At 69.0% G+C, this 16,106-nt stretch carries 14 protein-coding genes; 7 read left to right on the top strand and 7 right to left on the bottom strand.

Annotation, left to right across the window (positions count from 1 at the left end; genetic code table 11):
• Positions 1 to 31: 31 nt before the first annotated feature.
• From sigM to BJ980_RS11640, 4 genes are read right to left on the bottom strand one after another with little or no spacing between them, the layout of a single operon-like run.
• Positions 32 to 697, bottom strand: a complete 666-nt coding sequence (gene sigM, locus BJ980_RS11655) for an RNA polymerase sigma factor SigM (RefSeq protein ID WP_179502443.1) — start codon at positions 695 to 697, stop codon at positions 32 to 34.
• Positions 694 to 2,583, bottom strand: a complete 1,890-nt coding sequence (locus BJ980_RS11650) for a protein kinase family protein (RefSeq protein ID WP_179502442.1) — start codon at positions 2,581 to 2,583, stop codon at positions 694 to 696. Before BJ980_RS11650 ends, sigM begins: the two co-directional genes overlap by 4 nt.
• Positions 2,584 to 2,614: 31 nt before the next feature.
• Positions 2,615 to 4,249, bottom strand: coding sequence for a murein biosynthesis integral membrane protein MurJ (gene murJ / locus BJ980_RS11645; RefSeq protein ID WP_343047792.1), 1,635 nt, complete (start codon positions 4,247 to 4,249; stop codon positions 2,615 to 2,617).
• Positions 4,246 to 6,399, bottom strand: a complete 2,154-nt coding sequence (locus tag BJ980_RS11640) for a DUF6049 family protein (protein ID WP_179502441.1) — start codon at positions 6,397 to 6,399, stop codon at positions 4,246 to 4,248. The genes murJ and BJ980_RS11640 overlap by 4 nt, the downstream gene beginning before the upstream one ends.
• Before the next feature lie 77 nt (positions 6,400 to 6,476).
• On the opposite strand from BJ980_RS11640, the gene BJ980_RS11635 reads away from it, so the two are divergent.
• Complete coding sequence (locus tag BJ980_RS11635) at positions 6,477 to 7,934, top strand: CCA tRNA nucleotidyltransferase (protein WP_179502440.1); 1,458 nt, start codon at positions 6,477 to 6,479, stop codon at positions 7,932 to 7,934.
• A 57-nt stretch (positions 7,935 to 7,991) separates the two neighbouring features.
• A complete protein-coding gene (locus BJ980_RS11630) occupies positions 7,992 to 8,546 on the top strand; it encodes a hypothetical protein (RefSeq protein WP_179502439.1) in 555 nt (184 codons plus the stop codon).
• A 37-nt stretch (positions 8,547 to 8,583) separates the two neighbouring features.
• Here the strand turns inward: BJ980_RS11630 and BJ980_RS11625 are convergent, their stop codons facing one another.
• Positions 8,584 to 9,597 carry a hypothetical protein gene (locus tag BJ980_RS11625; RefSeq protein WP_179502438.1) on the bottom strand — a complete coding sequence of 338 codons (1,014 nt, stop codon included), beginning with the start codon at positions 9,595 to 9,597 and terminating at the stop codon, positions 8,584 to 8,586.
• Between the two features lie 98 nt (positions 9,598 to 9,695).
• Between BJ980_RS11625 and aztD the strand changes: the two genes are divergently transcribed.
• The 5 genes from aztD (at position 9,696) to rocD (ending at position 14,107) form a co-directional block, all read left to right on the top strand.
• Positions 9,696 to 10,907: a zinc metallochaperone AztD gene (gene aztD, locus BJ980_RS11620; RefSeq protein WP_218855489.1), complete on the top strand. Its 1,212-nt coding sequence runs from the start codon at positions 9,696 to 9,698 to the stop codon at positions 10,905 to 10,907.
• A gap of 43 nt (positions 10,908 to 10,950) precedes the next feature.
• On the top strand, positions 10,951 to 11,412 hold the full coding sequence (locus BJ980_RS11615) for an SRPBCC family protein (protein ID WP_179502436.1): 462 nt from the start codon (positions 10,951 to 10,953) through the stop codon (positions 11,410 to 11,412).
• A 9-nt stretch (positions 11,413 to 11,421) separates the two neighbouring features.
• Positions 11,422 to 12,090: an AIM24 family protein gene (locus BJ980_RS11610; protein WP_179502435.1), complete on the top strand. Its 669-nt coding sequence runs from the start codon at positions 11,422 to 11,424 to the stop codon at positions 12,088 to 12,090.
• Positions 12,091 to 12,093: 3 nt separating this feature from the next.
• A complete protein-coding gene (locus tag BJ980_RS11605) occupies positions 12,094 to 12,807 on the top strand; it encodes an AIM24 family protein (RefSeq protein ID WP_179502434.1) in 714 nt (237 codons plus the stop codon).
• Positions 12,808 to 12,868: 61 nt separating this feature from the next.
• The gene (gene rocD, locus BJ980_RS11600) at positions 12,869 to 14,107 is read left to right on the top strand and encodes an ornithine--oxo-acid transaminase (protein WP_179502433.1); all 1,239 of its coding nucleotides are present in this window, start codon (positions 12,869 to 12,871) and stop codon (positions 14,105 to 14,107) included.
• Between the two features lie 284 nt (positions 14,108 to 14,391).
• Here the strand turns inward: rocD and BJ980_RS11595 are convergent, their stop codons facing one another.
• Together BJ980_RS11595 and BJ980_RS11590 are read right to left on the bottom strand one after the other, a co-directional pair.
• Positions 14,392 to 15,474, bottom strand: coding sequence for an inositol-3-phosphate synthase (locus tag BJ980_RS11595; RefSeq protein ID WP_179502432.1), 1,083 nt, complete (start codon positions 15,472 to 15,474; stop codon positions 14,392 to 14,394).
• 17 nt (positions 15,475 to 15,491) lie between these two features.
• Positions 15,492 to 16,106 carry a helix-turn-helix transcriptional regulator gene (locus tag BJ980_RS11590; protein ID WP_179502431.1) on the bottom strand — a complete coding sequence of 205 codons (615 nt, stop codon included), beginning with the start codon at positions 16,104 to 16,106 and terminating at the stop codon, positions 15,492 to 15,494.

Here is a 16,106-nt window from a genome sequence, read left to right as displayed (position 1 = left end):
TCGTGGGGTCAGAATCGTTGGCTGGGGCGGGTCAGGGCGAGACCGCCGGTGGGCCCCGCGGCCTGTCACCGGATGAGACGTCCCCGGTGCCGGGCGGGTTCCCGGGTGTGTCCGAGGCCTCGTCGGGCTCACGCAGCACGCCGAGCAGGGGAGCGAGCCGGGCGCGGCCGCGGGCACAGCGCGACTTCACCGTGCCGACCGCGCAGCCGAGGATCGCGGCCGCCTCGGCCACCGGATAGCCCTGCATGTCGACCAGGATCAGCGCCGCTCGCTGCTCGACCGGGAGGGTGTCCAGGGCCCTGAGCACTGCGCGGCGTACGTCGTGAGCCTCCGCCGCCTCCTCGGGACCCGGCCCGGCCTCGGACGTGGTGAGCGTGCCGCGGTCGCCGGCCTCGTCCAGGTCGTCGGGCAGGGCACCCGCGGCGCGGACCTTGTTGGCGCGCAACCGGTCCAGGCAGGCGTTGACCACGACGCGGTGCAACCAGGTGGTGACCTGGGCCTCGCCGCGGAACGAGTCGGCGCGCCGGAATGCCGCGATCAGGCCGTCCTGCAGCCCGTCGGCGGCCTCTTCGGGATTGCCCATCGTGCGCAGTGCCACCGCCCAGAGCCGGTCCCGGTGGCGGGCGAAGAGCTCGCCGAAGGCGTCGCTGTCGCCGGCAACGTGAGCCGCGAGCAGCTCCGCATCGGAGCGGGTCATTCGCTGACCTGGATCTCGGCAATCTGGCCGCGCAGGCCGTCGGGCAGGTCCGTGATCCACACGATCACCCAGCGGCCAGAGGCGCCGTCGTTCGGCTCGAGGCTCACCCTGCCGCCGGAGCTGGTGCCGCTGGCGGCCGGTTGGAGCCCCTCGACCTCAGTCGGGGCCTGGTCGCCGTTGACCACGTAGGCCGAGATGCCGGTGGGGTCGCCGTCGACTCGGACGTCGATCCCGCCGACCGGCTTCTCCTCGCCGAGGTCGATCACGAGGCCGACCCCGGGCTTGAGGCCGCCGGGTCCGAACTGCTGGCGATAGCTCTGGGTCTGCCACGCGGTGGAGTTGTCGCCGTCGATGGCCAGCTCGGCCAGGTCGCCGTTCTCCTCGGGCGGGTCGCCATAGGGGTCGAGGTCGGTGATCGCGGCCAGCTCGTAGGGCTCACCGCCTGCACTCTCGCTGTTGCTCGGGCTGGCACTGTCACGCGCGGCCGGACCGGGCTCATCCTCGCCACCGCGACCGCGGTTGAACGCATAGAGCATCACGAACAGGACCAGCAGCGCGACGATGATGATCCAAGCCGTACGCATCCAGTTGCGTCCCGGCACGGAGTCGTCCTCGTCCTCCTCGACATCGAAGGTCGGGGGAGGCATCTCGACGCCGGTCTCCCAGGGCCAGTAGGACCCACCCTCGGCAGGGGTGTCGTGGCCCGGGCGCCGGGTGCGGATCGGCGTTCCGTCGGGGGGATCGGGCGCGAAGAGTGGCTTGGCCGGTGGCTCCTCGAACGGCGGGGGCGGGGGAGGCTCCGGATGGGAGTCCTTGTCCAGCCAGCCGACGTCCTCCATCTCGTCGAAGAAGACCGGGGTGCCGGCGACGGTCATCTCGGTGACCTTCTCGGGCGCGGGGTCCGGGGCAGGGTCGGGCTCGGGCGCGGGGTCCGGGGCAGGGTCGGGTGCAGGGGAGGGCTCGGGGTCCGGCACAGGGTCGGGCTCCGGGGAGGGCTCCGGCTCCGGCTCCGGGGCAGGCGAAGGCGCAGGAGTCGGATCCGGCGCCCACACCACGGCATCGATCTTCGGCAGCCGCGGGCTGGTGTTGCCGCGGTGGAGCGCCGCCTCGGCCTCGGCCATCGCAGCCGGGTCGCCGACATAGTCCATCAACGCGGCCGCAATCGCGGCCGCCGAGTCATAGCCGTGGTCGTGCGGCCCGGCATACGGACTGAGCACCTCGTCGCAGAGCGCGTCCAGCACCCGCGGGACACCCGCGCGCACCTGACGAGGGCGCAGCGTGCGGCCGTGCTCGATCGGGGCGGGCGCCATCGTCGACTTCGAGGGCCCGGCCCAGCGACCGGTCAGTGCGGTGTAGAGCAGCCCGGCCAGGTCGAGCACCTCGGTGTGCACCCGACCGGCGGGCAGGCCGTGCAGTACGGCGTCGACGCAGAAGCCGATCACCTTGACCGCGCCGGCCTCGTCGATCATCACGTTCTCAGGGACCAGGCGCCCGTGGGCGATGTCCTGGGCGTGGGCCTTGGCCATGAACTCGGCGATCTCGCCGATCATCCAGGCGGCCCGGCGCGGGGAGAGCGGCTCGTCGACGACCAAGTGGTTCAGCGAGCGTCCCTCGCCCCACTCATTGACCACGTAGGCCATGCCGTCGACGGTGCCGAGGTCGAGCACCCGGAGCATCCGCGGGTCGTGGATCGCGGCGGAACGGCGTGCCGCCTCACCCAGCTCGGCGGCCCGCGGGTCGTCCTCGGGGATCAGGTGCAGGGCTATGTGCCGCGCCAGGATGTTGTCCCAGCCGAGCCAGAAGTGCGCTCCGCGAGCCTCGTTGAGCCGGTCGATCAGGCGATAGCGGCCGACGACGACGTCGCCGGCCTTCATTGTCTGCGGCACTCCGCCATCACCTCCCCGGTCCTCGGCCATGTTAGGCCCTGCCACGCGCCCGTCCCGGGAGGCGCCGGGTGATGCTCGAGACGAGTTCGGTGACCTCGTCGATGTGCATCACCCGAGCCAGCGCCAAGAAGATCGCTGCGTCGACGGTAGCGAGAACTGCCATGAAGACAACGGCCTGCGCCGGATTGGGCGTCTGCCCACCCAGCAGGGGGTCCAGGAGCCGGGCGATGAGGTACGCCGCGCCCGCGGCCAGTCCGCCGGCGATCGCGACCCGGACCACGAACCGGATCGACCTGGCCGTCTCGAGCCCGCCGACGATGGAGCGCAGGACCAGGTAGGAGCCGGCCGCGCCGACGGCGTACGCCCCGGCATAGGCCAGTGCCAACGCCGGCGCGGTGAACTTCGCGCTGGTGGTCTGCACCAGGGCCAGGGCCAGGGTGATGTTGACGATCGCGATCACACACTGCACCCAGAAGACCGTGCGGGTCCGCTCGAGGGAGTAGAACCCACGCAGCATCAGGTAGTGCACGGTGAAGAAGAAGATGCCGGGCGCGAAGAGCGCGACCGTGGGGGCATAGGCCGAATAGGTCGCCGCGGAGGCGCCGTAGCCCCACACCACTCGCGCGATGTCGTGCGAGAGCATCGGCAGCAGGATCACGAACGGGATGATGAAGGCCAGGCAGGTGCGCAGCGTGGCGGCCAGGCTCGAGCCCAGGGCGGTCATGTCGTGATCGGCCGCGCGCCGGGAGAGCTCGGGGAGGACCGCGGTGGCCAGCGACACGGTGATGATCGCGTGCGGGACCATCACCAGCAGGAACGCGCCCGAATAGATCGTGTAACCGGTGCCGTCGCCCCCGTCGGCGGTTCCGCTCGAGGCCAGCCGCACGACCACGGTGTAGGCGATCTGGTTGACGATCACGAACAGCACCGTCCACACACCCAGGCGCAGGGTGTGGCCGAGCCCGGAGCCGCGGAAGTCGAAGCGCGGGCGATAGCTGAAGCCCGCAGACTTCAGGTAGGGGATCAGGATCAGCAGCTGCATCGCGATGCCGAGCGTGGAACCGAGACCGAGCAGCAACTCCTCACCGGTCGAGTAGGCGCCCACCGAGGACGGCCCGAAGACCAGCAGGTAGACGACCAGGACCGCCACCGAGATCACGTTGTTGGCGATCGGCGCCCACATCATCGGCCCGAATCGTCCGCGCGCGTTGAGCACCTGTCCGACCAGCACGAACATGCCGTAGAAGAAGACCTGGGGCAGGCAGTAGCGGGCGAAGTCGATGACACTCTCGCGGTCCGCGCCCTGGTGGCCGGAGTCGAGGTAGAGCGCCATCACCCAGGGGGCGGCGATCACCAGGAGCACGGTGACCACGGCCAGGAAGAGGCCGGCCAGGGTGATGATCCGGTTGGTGTAGGCCTCCCCACCGTCCGGGTCGTTCTTCATCGCCCGCACCAGCTGGGGGACCAGCACCGCGTTGAAGACACCCCCGGCGAGCAGGATGTAGAGCATGTTCGGGATCGTGTTGGCGATCGTGAAGAGGTCGGCGTGGGCCGCGGTGCCGAGCGCCGCGGCGAGCAGGATCGACCGGATCAGTCCGCTGAACCGGGACACGATGGTGCCGGCCGCCATGATCGCGCTGGCGTTGATGATCGACTTCTGGCTCACGCGTCCTCACCGGCCGTTGTGTCGGGTGATTCGTCGGGCGCGGAGCGGCGGCCACGCAGACGGCGTACCCACCTGATCGCGATGGCGAGGAACAGGATCCCGACGCCGATCCCGAGGATCACCCAGATCACCTTGCCGACGGTGTTGGAGCGCACGTTCATCTGCTCCTCCTCACCGAAGGGGCGGCCCTCGGCGTCGGCCAGGCGCAGGGTGACCGGGTGTACGCCGATCGAGCCGGCGTTGGCGTTGAGCGTGACGGTCCGCGTCGAGTCCGGGCCCAGGCTGATCTCGCTGGGTGCCTCGATGCTGATCTCGTCGCGCGAGGTGGCCACCAGGGTGACCGACACTGGCTGCGCCAGTCGGTTGCGGATCTTGATCGCGAAGGCGCCGCTGTCGGAGGAGAGGATCACGAACGACGGTGCGTCGATGGTGATCCGGCCCAGCTGTCGCTGGCTCCACCCGATCGCGGTCTGCAGCGAGGTGCGGGCGTCGGCCTCACGCGAGCGGGCGTGGACCGAGGAGGAGCTCATCGCCAGCTTGCCCAGGTCGGCGTCGATGGTCTCGTTCAGGGTCAGGATGGATGCCAGGCGGGAACCCAGCGAGATCAGCTCCCGGGCCTGGTTCAGGGTGCCGGTGGAGACCTCGGCGCGGGTCTCGGCGGGCGAGTAGTTCGCAGTGGTCTCGACCGGGTCGCTGGCCGCGCGGGTGGTGTCCAGGTCGCCCCAGGAGATGTAGGAACGACGCAGGCCCTGGAGGAAGTCGTCCGTCATCGGGCCGGGGTCGAAGTCGCTCGGCAGGTTGAACACCACGCCGTCGGTGACGCCGGCCAGCGAGCGGATGCTGGTCTCGGCCAGGATCCGCTGCCGGGTGGTCAGGCCGGTGGCCACGTCGCCCTCGGCGCGCACCGCGATCGAGTCCTCGTGGATCGTGACCGGTCGCCCGTCGACCACGGCGCCGGGCGGGGTGATGCCGTTCCGGGCGCGGTCCTTGATGCCTTCGGGGGCCAGGAAGACGCTCTCGTCGTCGTCGGCCAGGCTCAGGGCCTCCTCGGGGAGCCGGCCACTCGGCGGAGCGATCGCCGGCTCGGCGTCGAGCGAGAGGCTCTGCAGCACTCGGTCCGACAGCTCGCGCGCCCGGGCGTAGAGCCCTTCGTCCTTGCGGGAGGCCGCGGCCACGTCGAGGTCGCCGTAGGGCAGGGCCAGCATCGAGCGGTCGGCACCGATCGCGGTGAAGGTGCCCAGCCACTCCTCGGCACTGGCAGCGGCCGGGTGCTCCTCGGTGTCCGGGGAGGTCGTCGGCTGCGCATCGGTGCTCTCGGCGCCGGCCAGTGTGCGACGCGGGTTGCCCCGGGAGAGACGGCGTACGGCGTCCAGCACCGCGGGGTCGACCAACCAGGTGGTCGGAAGGAGAGCGCCCGAATCCATCAGTGAGGCGAGGTTGGCCAGCCGGCCTCCGTCGGCGAGGTCATCTGCCCAGGCGGACTCGGCGGCGATCCGGCCCGACTTGTCCTCGCGGATGCTGCGCCGGACCGGGACGACCAGGCTGGCCGGGACCTTGGGGTGGCCGACGCCCATCAGTGGGATGAAGGTGCGCGCCCGGCCGTTGGCGCTTGAGGAGCGGCCCTCGGAGTTGGCGCCGAGCGCCTGTACGCCGATCTGGTAGACGCCGTCCTCGAGGCTCATCTTGTCGCGCAACAGCTTGGCCGGCACCCGCAGCTGCCAGGTGGTCTTCGCGCCGGGCGCCAAGGTCTTGATCGAGTCGTCGAAGGCGCCCTCGGTGGTGATCCGGTCGCCGAAGGCCAGCATCGGGTCCGACTGTGCCGCGGTCCTCAGCTCCTGGGCGGTCCTGAGCGCCGAGTAGGAGATCCGCGGATAGACCCGGACGTCGCGCCACTCCTCGTCGGTGACGTTGGTGATCTCGCCGCGCAGGGTGACCCGGCCCGAGGCGGGAACCACCGACGGGTCCATCCCGGTGATGCTGAGCTGGAGCGGGTCCTCGGGCTCGGCGGAGGTCGACGCTGTCGCCGACACTGTGGCCGATGCGGGCGCTGGGACGCCGAGCAGCACCAGCAGCGCGCTGATCATCAGCAGGGCCAGCGCCGCGGACACACCGCTTCCGGGCGCGCGCAACTCCCCAGCCGGCCTGATCACGGCGCCGACTCTATCCGTCCGGCAAGCGTCTGCCTCGATCCGCACTCAGCCTCTGGTCGCGACTACCCTTGTCTCTCGTGTCCCATGCAGAACCGCCCCCGATCCTGATCAGCGACGTCCAGCAGACCCTGGCCAGGGAGCTGGAGCGGATCGCTCCCATCATCGACGAGCTGGGGGCTCGTTTCTCCGCGGCCGGGCACGAGCTGGCGCTGGTCGGCGGCCCGGTCCGCGACGCGATGCTCGGGCGGTTGCAGGAGGACCTCGACTTCACCACCTCGGCACGGCCCGAGCAGACCGAGAAGCTGCTCAAGGGCTGGGCGGACGCGATCTGGGACATGGGACGCGACTTCGGCACCATCGGCTGCCGCAAGGGCGAGTGGACCGTCGAGATCACGACGTACCGCTCGGAGACCTATGACCCCACCTCCCGCAAGCCGGACGTGGACTACGGCACCTCGCTGGTGGCCGACCTGCAGCGCCGCGACTTCAGCGTGAACTCGATGGCGCTGACCGTGCCCGAGCGTGGCTTCGAGGATCCCTTCGGCGGCCTGGTCGACCTGGCCAACCGGACGCTGCGTACGCCGGGCAAGGCCGAGGACTCCTTCTCCGACGACCCGCTGCGGATGATGCGCGCGGCCAGGTTCGCCGCCCAGCTCGGCTTCGAGGTGGCGCCCGACGTGGTCGCCGCGATGACCGCGATGGCCGACCGGATCCAGATCATCTCCGCCGAGCGGGTCCGCGACGAGCTGGTCAAGCTGATCTGCGCGCCCTACCCGCGCCGTGGCCTGGCCCTGCTCGTCGAGACCGGTCTGGCCGCGCACGTGCTGCCCGAGCTGCCGGCGCTGTCGCTGGAGCGCGACGAGCACCACCGGCACAAGGACGTCTATGAGCACAGCCTGACCGTGCTCGAGCAGGCGATCGACCAGGAGGACCGGCTGAGTCCTGATGGCCCTCCTGCTCCCGATTTTCTGGTCCGCTTCGCGGCGCTGATGCACGATGTCGGCAAGCCGAGGACCCGTCGCTTCGAGTCCGGTGGCGTGGTCACCTTCCACCACCACGACGTCGTCGGCGCCAAGATCACCAAGAAGCGGATGAAGGCGCTGCGCTTCTCCAACGACCAGATCGACGCGGTCACCAAGCTGGTCGAGCTGCACCTGCGCTTCCACGGCTACGGCGACGGTGAGTGGACCGACTCCGCCGTACGCCGCTATGTCCGCGACGCCGGTGACCAGCTGGTCCGCCTGCACATCCTGACCCGCGCCGACTGCACGACCCGCAACCAGAGCAAGGCCGACCGGCTCCGCCGGGCCTACGACGACCTGGAGGAGCGGATCGAGCGGCTCTCGGAGGAGGAGGAGCTCGCCTCGATCCGACCCGACCTGGACGGCACCCAGATCATGGAGATCCTCCAGATCCCGCCGGGCCGTGAGGTGGGCCAGGCCTATGCGTGGCTGCTCGAGCTGCGGATGGAGGAGGGCCCGAAGACCGAGGACGAGGCGAAGGCCGCGCTCCTCCAGTGGTGGGCCGCGCGCTAGCCCCCGGTTTCCCGCTTTTGGCCTTGCCGCCCGTGCGCGCGTGTGAAGATGCAGCGCATGATGCGTGTGAGAGGTCTGTCGGCAGTTGCGTGCAGTGCCCTGCTGGTGCTCGGTTTGACCGGCTGCAGTGACGACGAGACCACGGTGGCCCGCGACCCCGGCTCTGCTCCTGCCGACACCGCGGAGCGTGCGTACGCCGACTTCGCCACAGCGGTGCGTGACAACGACAAGTCCGCGTTCGAGGCGGCTGTGTCGGATCAGTTCTGGTCCGACCTGGGTGAGCCTGAGCTGGACGACCTGAACGCGGCGGTCGAGAACGGCTCGCTCACCCTGCCGGAGGAACCCACCGAGGTCCACGTGGGCCTGACGGAGATGCTGGACGGGGCGGTCCCCGCCGATGAGCAGGAGAAGTGGCTGGCCGACTGGTCGAAGGAGATCGGTCTCAAGGGCCTCACGCCGGACGGCATGGCCGGGGTGATCATCAAGGACGGCAGCGACAACAGTGCAAATGATGATCCTGGTGAGTCGGAGTCCGGCGAGGACGACAACCGCGACGTCCACCTGGTCCTGGCCCGCACCGACGGCGACTGGGTCGTGGTCGGGATCGAGTGAGGTCACTGCCCCCGCGCGGGTAGCGCGAGTTGCGCCGTCAGCCGATCGGCTGGCGCACCGTGGGATCTCCGTTGGGGGGCGCCAGACCACCGTCCGGTTCGGTGCGTGCTGTGCAGGTCCCGCTCGGCACGGCACAGGTGATCAGGACCGTGACCACCTCCGTGGTCACCGGGTCGGTCACCTCCGCGGTGCCGACCGGGGTCGAGTCGTCGACCCACGAGTCCAGGTGCCACCGCACCTCGAAGTCCTGGATCTGGAGATCGGTGGCGACGACCTTGCCAGCAGGTCCGATCAGCTGGGGCACGGCGTTGTCCCGAGAGGTGATCGACCAGGTGCCGGAGGGGCTCTTGGAGCCGTCGATGGTGAGCTCCTGGAACCAGTCCTGGTCGGTGACGGAGTCACCGGTCGTCACCTGGGTCGCCTTGCCGGTGTCGAGGTCGAAGGCAGTGGTGTCCTTCACAGTGCGCACATAGACGCGGTCGTCGACGAATCCATGGATCTCGGGCTCCAGCTCGCCGTAGAGGTCGGCGAAGTCGTCCTCTGCGGGGTCGCCCATGTCGCTGTTGCTGCGCACGACCTCCTCCCCGGTGCCGAGGTCCACGACGACGGCTTCGGCCTGGGGTGTGCCGAAGGTGTCCCGCTCGCCGTTGTGGTCGATGAAGGCCAGGTGCTGCCCGTCGGGTGAGACCGTCAGGCTCATCGGGTCAGGCAGGACGTCGATCACCTCGATGCCGTCGGCGGTGGCGAGGCGGAGCCGTCGGTCGCGGTCCTCGTCGTAGTCGTCGCCCGGTGCCAGCGTGAAGTAGATCCCGTCACCCGCAACGACGTACGCCCCGACCCATTGGCCCGCGTCGATCGTCGAGCCGTCGCCGAGGTGGATCGTGCGACCGTCGGCAAAGCTCAGCCCGCGGTGCTCGACAGGGTCGGTGCTCTCAGACCAGTCGGCCCCACCGGCATTCGCGCCGCCCTCCTCTCCGCACGAGGCGAGACCGGCCAAAAGGATCAGGGCCAGCAGGATCGGGGCAAGCGCACGGCGTACGACGTGGGTCATCCGCCATCATTGCCCGGGGTGCGCTGGCGCAAACAGGACGAACTGCATCCGTTTGACAATCATTCTCATTCAGAATGAGAATGACTCTCATGAAGTCAATGAGAACCATTCCCATCACCCTGGCCGCCTTCCTGCTCCTGACCGGCTGCGGCCAGGACACCGACGACGAGGCGGAGCCGAAGAAGCGGCCGGTCACCTCGACCGAGGTGGCCGCACCCGAACCACGCGTGGCCGTCACCCACGACGGCGGAGTGATCGTCCTCGACGCCGAGAAGGGCACGGTGCTGCTCGAGCACGAGCTGGAGGGCTTCACCCGGATCAACCAGGCCGGGGACGGGCGCCACGCCTTCCTCTCCACGGCCAAGGGGTGGGAGGCACTCGACCTCGGAGCCTGGACCGACGCACACAGCGACCACGGCCACTCGTTCGTCACCGAGCCGAGGATGACCGGCACCGTGGTGCCCGCCGACGAGCCCGGCCACGTCGTGGCACACGGGAAGCGGACGGTCCTATATGACGACGCGACCGGCACCTATGTCGCCTTCGACCCGCACGACCTCGAGGACGGTGATCCCGAGCTCACCACGCGCCGGGTGGAGGTCGCCCACCACGGCGTTGCCGTTGAGCGGGAGGACGGCAACCTGATCCACACCGTCGGTACGCCGGACGGCGGCAACGGGGTCCGGTTGGTCACCCCGGCAGGCAACGAGCTCGCCGCCACCAACGAGTGCCCGGGAGTACACGGCGAGGCGTTCACCGCCGACCAGGTCGCAGTCTTCGGCTGCGAGGACGGCGCGGTGATCGTCGAGGGGCGCACCCTCACCAAGGTGCAGAGCCCTGATCCCTACGGCCGGATCGGCAACCAGGCCGGCTCCGAGGCGTCCCCGGTGCTGCTGGGTGACTACAAGACGGAGAAGGACGCCGAGCTCGAACGGCCCACCCGGATCAGCCTGATCGACACCCGCACCGCGAAGATCCGGCTGGTCGACCTCCCGGCCAGCTATACGTTCCGTTCGTTGGGTCGCGGCCCCGACGGTGAGGGACTGGTGCTCGGCACCGACGGCCGGCTGCGGGTCATCGACGTGGAGTCCGGCAAGGTCACCGACGCCATCGAGGTCACCCGGGCCTGGCGCGAGCCGATCGACTGGCAGCAGCCGCGACCGGCCCTGCACGTGCAGGGAGGCACGGCCTATGTCACCGAACCGGCCACGAAGCAGATCCACCTGGTCGACCTGGTCACCGGCAAGGTGAGGGCCAGCCACCAGCTGGACGTCGTACCGAACGAGATCACCGCAACGCCCACGGGCTGAACCAGTCCTGTCGTGGAGGCCAGCGCTCCGCTACCGTCCCGCCATGAGCAACGTCGAAGCACTCATCGAAGAGTCCATCGAGGTCAATGCCGAGCCGGCCACGGTGTGGGCGCTGGTCACCGACCTCCCGCGGATGGCGAAGTGGAGCCCGCAGGTCGCCAAGACCATCGTGCGCGGCGGCCCGGTCGGGCTGGGCACCACCGCGATCAACATCAACCGGCGTGGGCCGCTGGTGTGGCCGACGCGCTCCAAGGTGGTGCGCTTCGACCAGGACCGTGAGTTCGCGTTCCGGATCAAGGACAACACCACGATCTGGTCGTTCACGCTCGAGCCCACCGCCGGCGGCACCCGGATCGTGCAGCGTCGCGAGGCGCCGGACGGGGTCACCAAGATCTCCGACGTGCTGACCAAGCGGGTCTTCGGCGGTCACGACGGGTTCCAGGCCGAGCTGCGCGACGGGATGAAGCAGACCCTCAAGCGGATCAAGGCGGACGTCGAGGCCTAGTCTGGCCCCATGAAGAGCGACCTGTTCGAGCAGTCCAACCTCCGCGCCACCAGCCAGGAGCGTTGGGCCCTGCAGAACGACCAGATGCTGCGGGTCGGCCTCGGCCCGGACGTGCTGGCCACCAAGGGCGCGATGGTCGCCTACCAGGGCCAGGTGCAGTTCCAGCACGAGAAGTCGGGCTCGATGGCCAAGCTGGCCAAGAAGATCGTCACCAGCGAGGACGTCTCGCTGATGCGGGTCACCGGGCAGGGCGAGGTCTGGTTCGCCGGCGACGCGGGCTATGTCTTCCTGCTGGAGCTGGAGAACGAGGGGATCAGCGCCAACTTCCGCAACCTGCTCGCCTTCGACGCCTCGCTGACCTGGGACATCAACCGCACCAAGGGCGCGGGGATGATGACCGGCGGGCTGTTCAACACCACCGTCGGCGGCACCGGCACGGTCGCGGTGACCAGCGTCGGCAAGCCGACGGTCTTCGACTGCTCGCAGCAGCCGGTGTACGTCGACCCCAACTCCACCGTCTGCTGGTCCGCCTCGTTGACGCCCGGCGTGCACAACTCGATGAACATGGGCTCCATGCTCCGCGGCGGCTCGGGCGAGGCCGTTCAGTACGTCTTCCACGGCCCCGGCTTCGTCGTCGTACAGGCCTTCGAGTGGACGCCGCTCGCGGCAGGGGCCTGAGCGATGAAGAGTCACCTCTTCGACACCGCGAACCTTCCGGTCCAGTCCGTCGAGCGCTGGGCCAAGCAGAACTCGCGCTCGCTGCGGGTCGGTCTCGGCCCGGACGTGCTCGCGGCCAAGGGCGCGATGGTCAGCCACCGCGGCCAGCTCACCTTCCAGCACGAGAAGGCCGGATCGATGGCCAAGCTGGCGAAGAAGGTCGTCACCAGCGAGGACGTCTCCCTGATGCGCGTCTCGGGACAGGGTGAGGTCTGGTTCGCCCGCGAGGCCGGCTATCTCAACCTGATCCACCTCGAGGGCGAGGGAGTCAGCATCAACCAGCGCAACCTGCTCGCCTTCGACGCCGCGCTGACCTGGGACATCAACCGGATCAAGGGCGCCGGCCTGATGGCAGGCGGCCTGTTCAACACCACCCTGACCGGGACCGGCACGGTGGCGATCAGCGTGGTCGGCAAGCCGATGGTCCTGGACTGCTCCCAGCAGCCGGTGTACGTCGACCGCAACGCGGCGGTCTGCTGGTCGTCGACCCTGACCCCCGGCTTCCACAACTCGATGAACATGTCGTCGGCGCTGCGCGGTGGCTCGGGCGAGGCCGTCCAGATGGTCCTGCACGGGCCCGGCTTCGTCGTCGTACAGGCCTTCGAGTGGTCGCCGCCACCCTCGGCGAACAAGAAGTCGGGCGGTCTGCTGGGCACGATTGGCGACTTGATCCCCTGATCTGGGGCTCCGGGCGCAATTTCTTTAGGGATTCGCCCATGCAGTGGTTATCGTCGGCAGCATGACGAACCACGACGAACTCGCCGGAGTCAGTGACGCCCAGCAGGCCGCGATCGCGGTCGTCGAAGCGCATGCGGCGCACAACTACCACCCGCTCCCGGTCGTGGTCTCCGAAGCCTCCGGTGCGATGGTCACCGACATCGACGGCAAGCGCTACCTCGACTGCCTGGCCGCCTACAGCGCGGTGAACTTCGGGCACTGCAACCCGGAGCTGACCCGGGTCGCCAAGGAACAGCTGGACAAGGTCACCCTGACCAGCCGCGCCTTCCACTCCGAGGCGCTCGGGCCGTTCGCCGAGGCCCTTGCGCGCCTGGCCGGCAAGGACATGATCCTGCCGATGAACACCGGCGCCGAGGCCGTCGAGTCCGGGATCAAGGTCGCCCGCAAGTGGGGATACGAGGTCAAGGGCGTGGCCGCCAACCAGGCCAACATCATCGTGGCCGAGGGCAACTTCCACGGCCGCACCACCACGATCATCTCCTTCAGCGACGACCCCGAGGCGCACGACAACTACGGCCCGTTCACGCCGGGCTTCCGGGCCGTCCCCTATGGCGACGCCGACGCGATCGAGGCAGCCATCGACGAGAACACCGTCGCGGTGCTGCTCGAGCCGATTCAGGGCGAGTCCGGCGTGGGCATCCCGCCGGCCGACTACCTGCCGCGGGTCCGACAGATGACCAGTGATCACCGCGTCTTGTTCATCGCCGACGAGATCCAGTCCGGCCTGGGCCGCACCGGCGCCACCTTCCAGTGCGACAACGTGGGCGTCGTGCCCGACCTCTACCTGCTCGGCAAGGCGCTCGGCGCGGGCATCGTCCCGGTCTCGGCCGTGGTCGGCAACAAGGATGTGCTCGGTGTGCTCCAGCCCGGGCAGCACGGCTCGACCTTCGGCGGGAACCCGCTGGCGGCGGCGGTCGGGCTGGCCGTCGTACAGCTGCTCGAGACCGGCGAGATGCAGGAGCGCGCCAAGCGGCTCGGCGAGCGCCTGGGCGCGGGCCTGCGTGCCTTCGAGGGCAAGGGCGTGACCGCGGTGCGCTGCCAGGGGCTCTGGGCCGGCATCGACATCGACCCCAAGATGGCCACCGCCCGCGAGGTCTGCACCAACCTGCTCGAGCGCGGCATCCTGGCCAAGGACACCCACGGCCAGACCGTGCGCCTGGCCCCGCCGATCGTGATCACCGAGGAAGAGCTGGAGTGGGCGATCGCCCAGTTCGGCGAGGCGCTGGCCGACTTCCTCTGAGCGTCGAACCTGCAGTTGTTGCGCGTCGAACTGGCACTTGTTGTGCGTTGAACCTGCAGTTGTTGCGCCTCGAACTGGCAGTTGTGGTGCGTTGAACCTGCAGTTGTTGCGGTGCAACAGCCGGGGGTACGCCGACTCCCGCGGCGCCGCGTTCGTCGTACGGTCCACGTGAAACAACAACACCGCCGCCCACCCTGATCGGGTGGGCGGCGGTGTCATTCAGCAAGAAGTGCCGGTTCGAACCTCAACAACTGCCAGTTCGACGCGCAACAACTGCAGGTTCGTCACTCTCCGGCGATGAACTTCTCCAGGAGCTCGCGACCCTCGGTGTCCTCGATCTGGACCGGCGGGGACTTCATCAGGTAGGCCGAGGCCGGGATGACCGGGCCGCCGTGGCCGCGGTCCTTGGCGATCTTCGCCGCGCGGACCGCGTCGATGATGATGCCGGCCGAGTTCGGGGAGTCCCAGACCTCGAGCTTGTACTCCAGGTTGAGCGGGACGTCACCGAAGGCGCGGCCTTCGAGGCGGACGTAGGCCCACTTGCGGTCGTCGAGCCAGGCCACGTAGTCCGAGGGACCGATGTGGACGTTGCGGCCGTCCTTGATGTTGGCCAGCGGGCCGGACAGGTTCGAGGTGACGGCCTGGGTCTTGGAGACCTTCTTGGACTCCAGACGCTCGCGCTCGAGCATGTTCTTGAAGTCCATGTTGCCGCCGACGTTGAGCTGGTAGGTGCGGTCCAGCACCACGCCGCGGTCCTCGAACAGGCGAGCCATCACCCGGTGGGTGATGGTGGCGCCGACCTGCGACTTGATGTCGTCACCGACGATCGGGACGCCGGCGTCCTCGAACTTCTTGGCCCACACGGGGTCGGAGGCGATGAAGACGGGCAGGGCGTTGACGAACGCGACCTTCGCGTCGATGGCGCACTGGGCGTAGAACTTGTCGGCCTGCTCCGAGCCGACGGGCAGGTAGGAGACCAGAACGTCGACCTTGTTGTCCTTGAGGACCTGGACCACGTCGACGGGCTCAGCGTCGGACTCGTCGATGGTCTGGAGGTAGTACTTGCCGAGGCCGTCCATGGTCGGGCCGCGCAGCACGGTGATGCCGGTGGGGGGCACGTCGGCGATCTTGATGGTGTTGTTCTCAGAGGCCTGGGTGGCCTCGGAGAGGTCGAAGCCGACCTTCTTCGCGTCGACGTCGAACGCCGCGACGAACTCGACGTCCGAGACGTGGTATTCGCCGAACTTCACGTGCATCAGCCCGGGGACGGTGCCCTCGGGGTCAGCGTCCTTGTAGTACTCGACGCCCTGAATGAGGGAGGTGGCGCAGTTGCCGACTCCCACGATTGCTACGCGTACCGAACCCATCGGATTCCTCTTCCTGCTCATCGGTTGTGGCCCTGGGGCCTTCTGTCTGTGCGTGGTGTGGCCGACTCCGGCGGCGCCGGATTGGCCTGCTGGCTCCGCTCGGCATTGATGAGGTCCGAGAGCCACCGGACCTCACGCTCGACGGACTCGACGCCGTGCCGCTGGAGCTCGGAGGCGTACTGGTCCATCTCCTTCTGGGTCAGGGCCAGTTGGGACTGGACCTTGTCGAGCCGTTCCTGGAGGCGCATGCGCCTCCCCTCGAGGACCCGGAGCCGGATCTCCATGTCGGTGCGCCCGAAGAAGGCGAACCGGACGTCGAAGTTGTCGTCGTCCCACGCGGTGGGGCCGACCTCCGACATGTGTGTGACGAACTGCTGCTCGCCGCGCTCGGTCAGGCGATAGACGATCCGCGGCCTCTTGGTCGCGATGGCACCCGGAGTGGCGGTCCGGTCCTCGACGATCAGGTTGGCGCGCAGCATCTTCTTCAGCGCCGGATAGAGGGAGCCGTAGGAGAGCAGTCGACCCCACCCGAGCATCAGGTTCAATCGCTTCCGCAGCTCATATCCGTGCATGGGAGATTCGTGCAGCAGTCCCAGGACTGCCAGCTCGATCGTCTCTCCGCGTTTTGCCAC

It is taken from the genome of Nocardioides daedukensis (genome assembly GCF_013408415.1).
Taxonomy (GTDB): Bacteria; Actinomycetota; Actinomycetes; order Propionibacteriales; family Nocardioidaceae; genus Nocardioides; species Nocardioides daedukensis.
The sequence above is the reverse complement of the archived record's forward strand: the minus strand, read 5'-3'. Positions and strand labels throughout refer to the sequence as shown.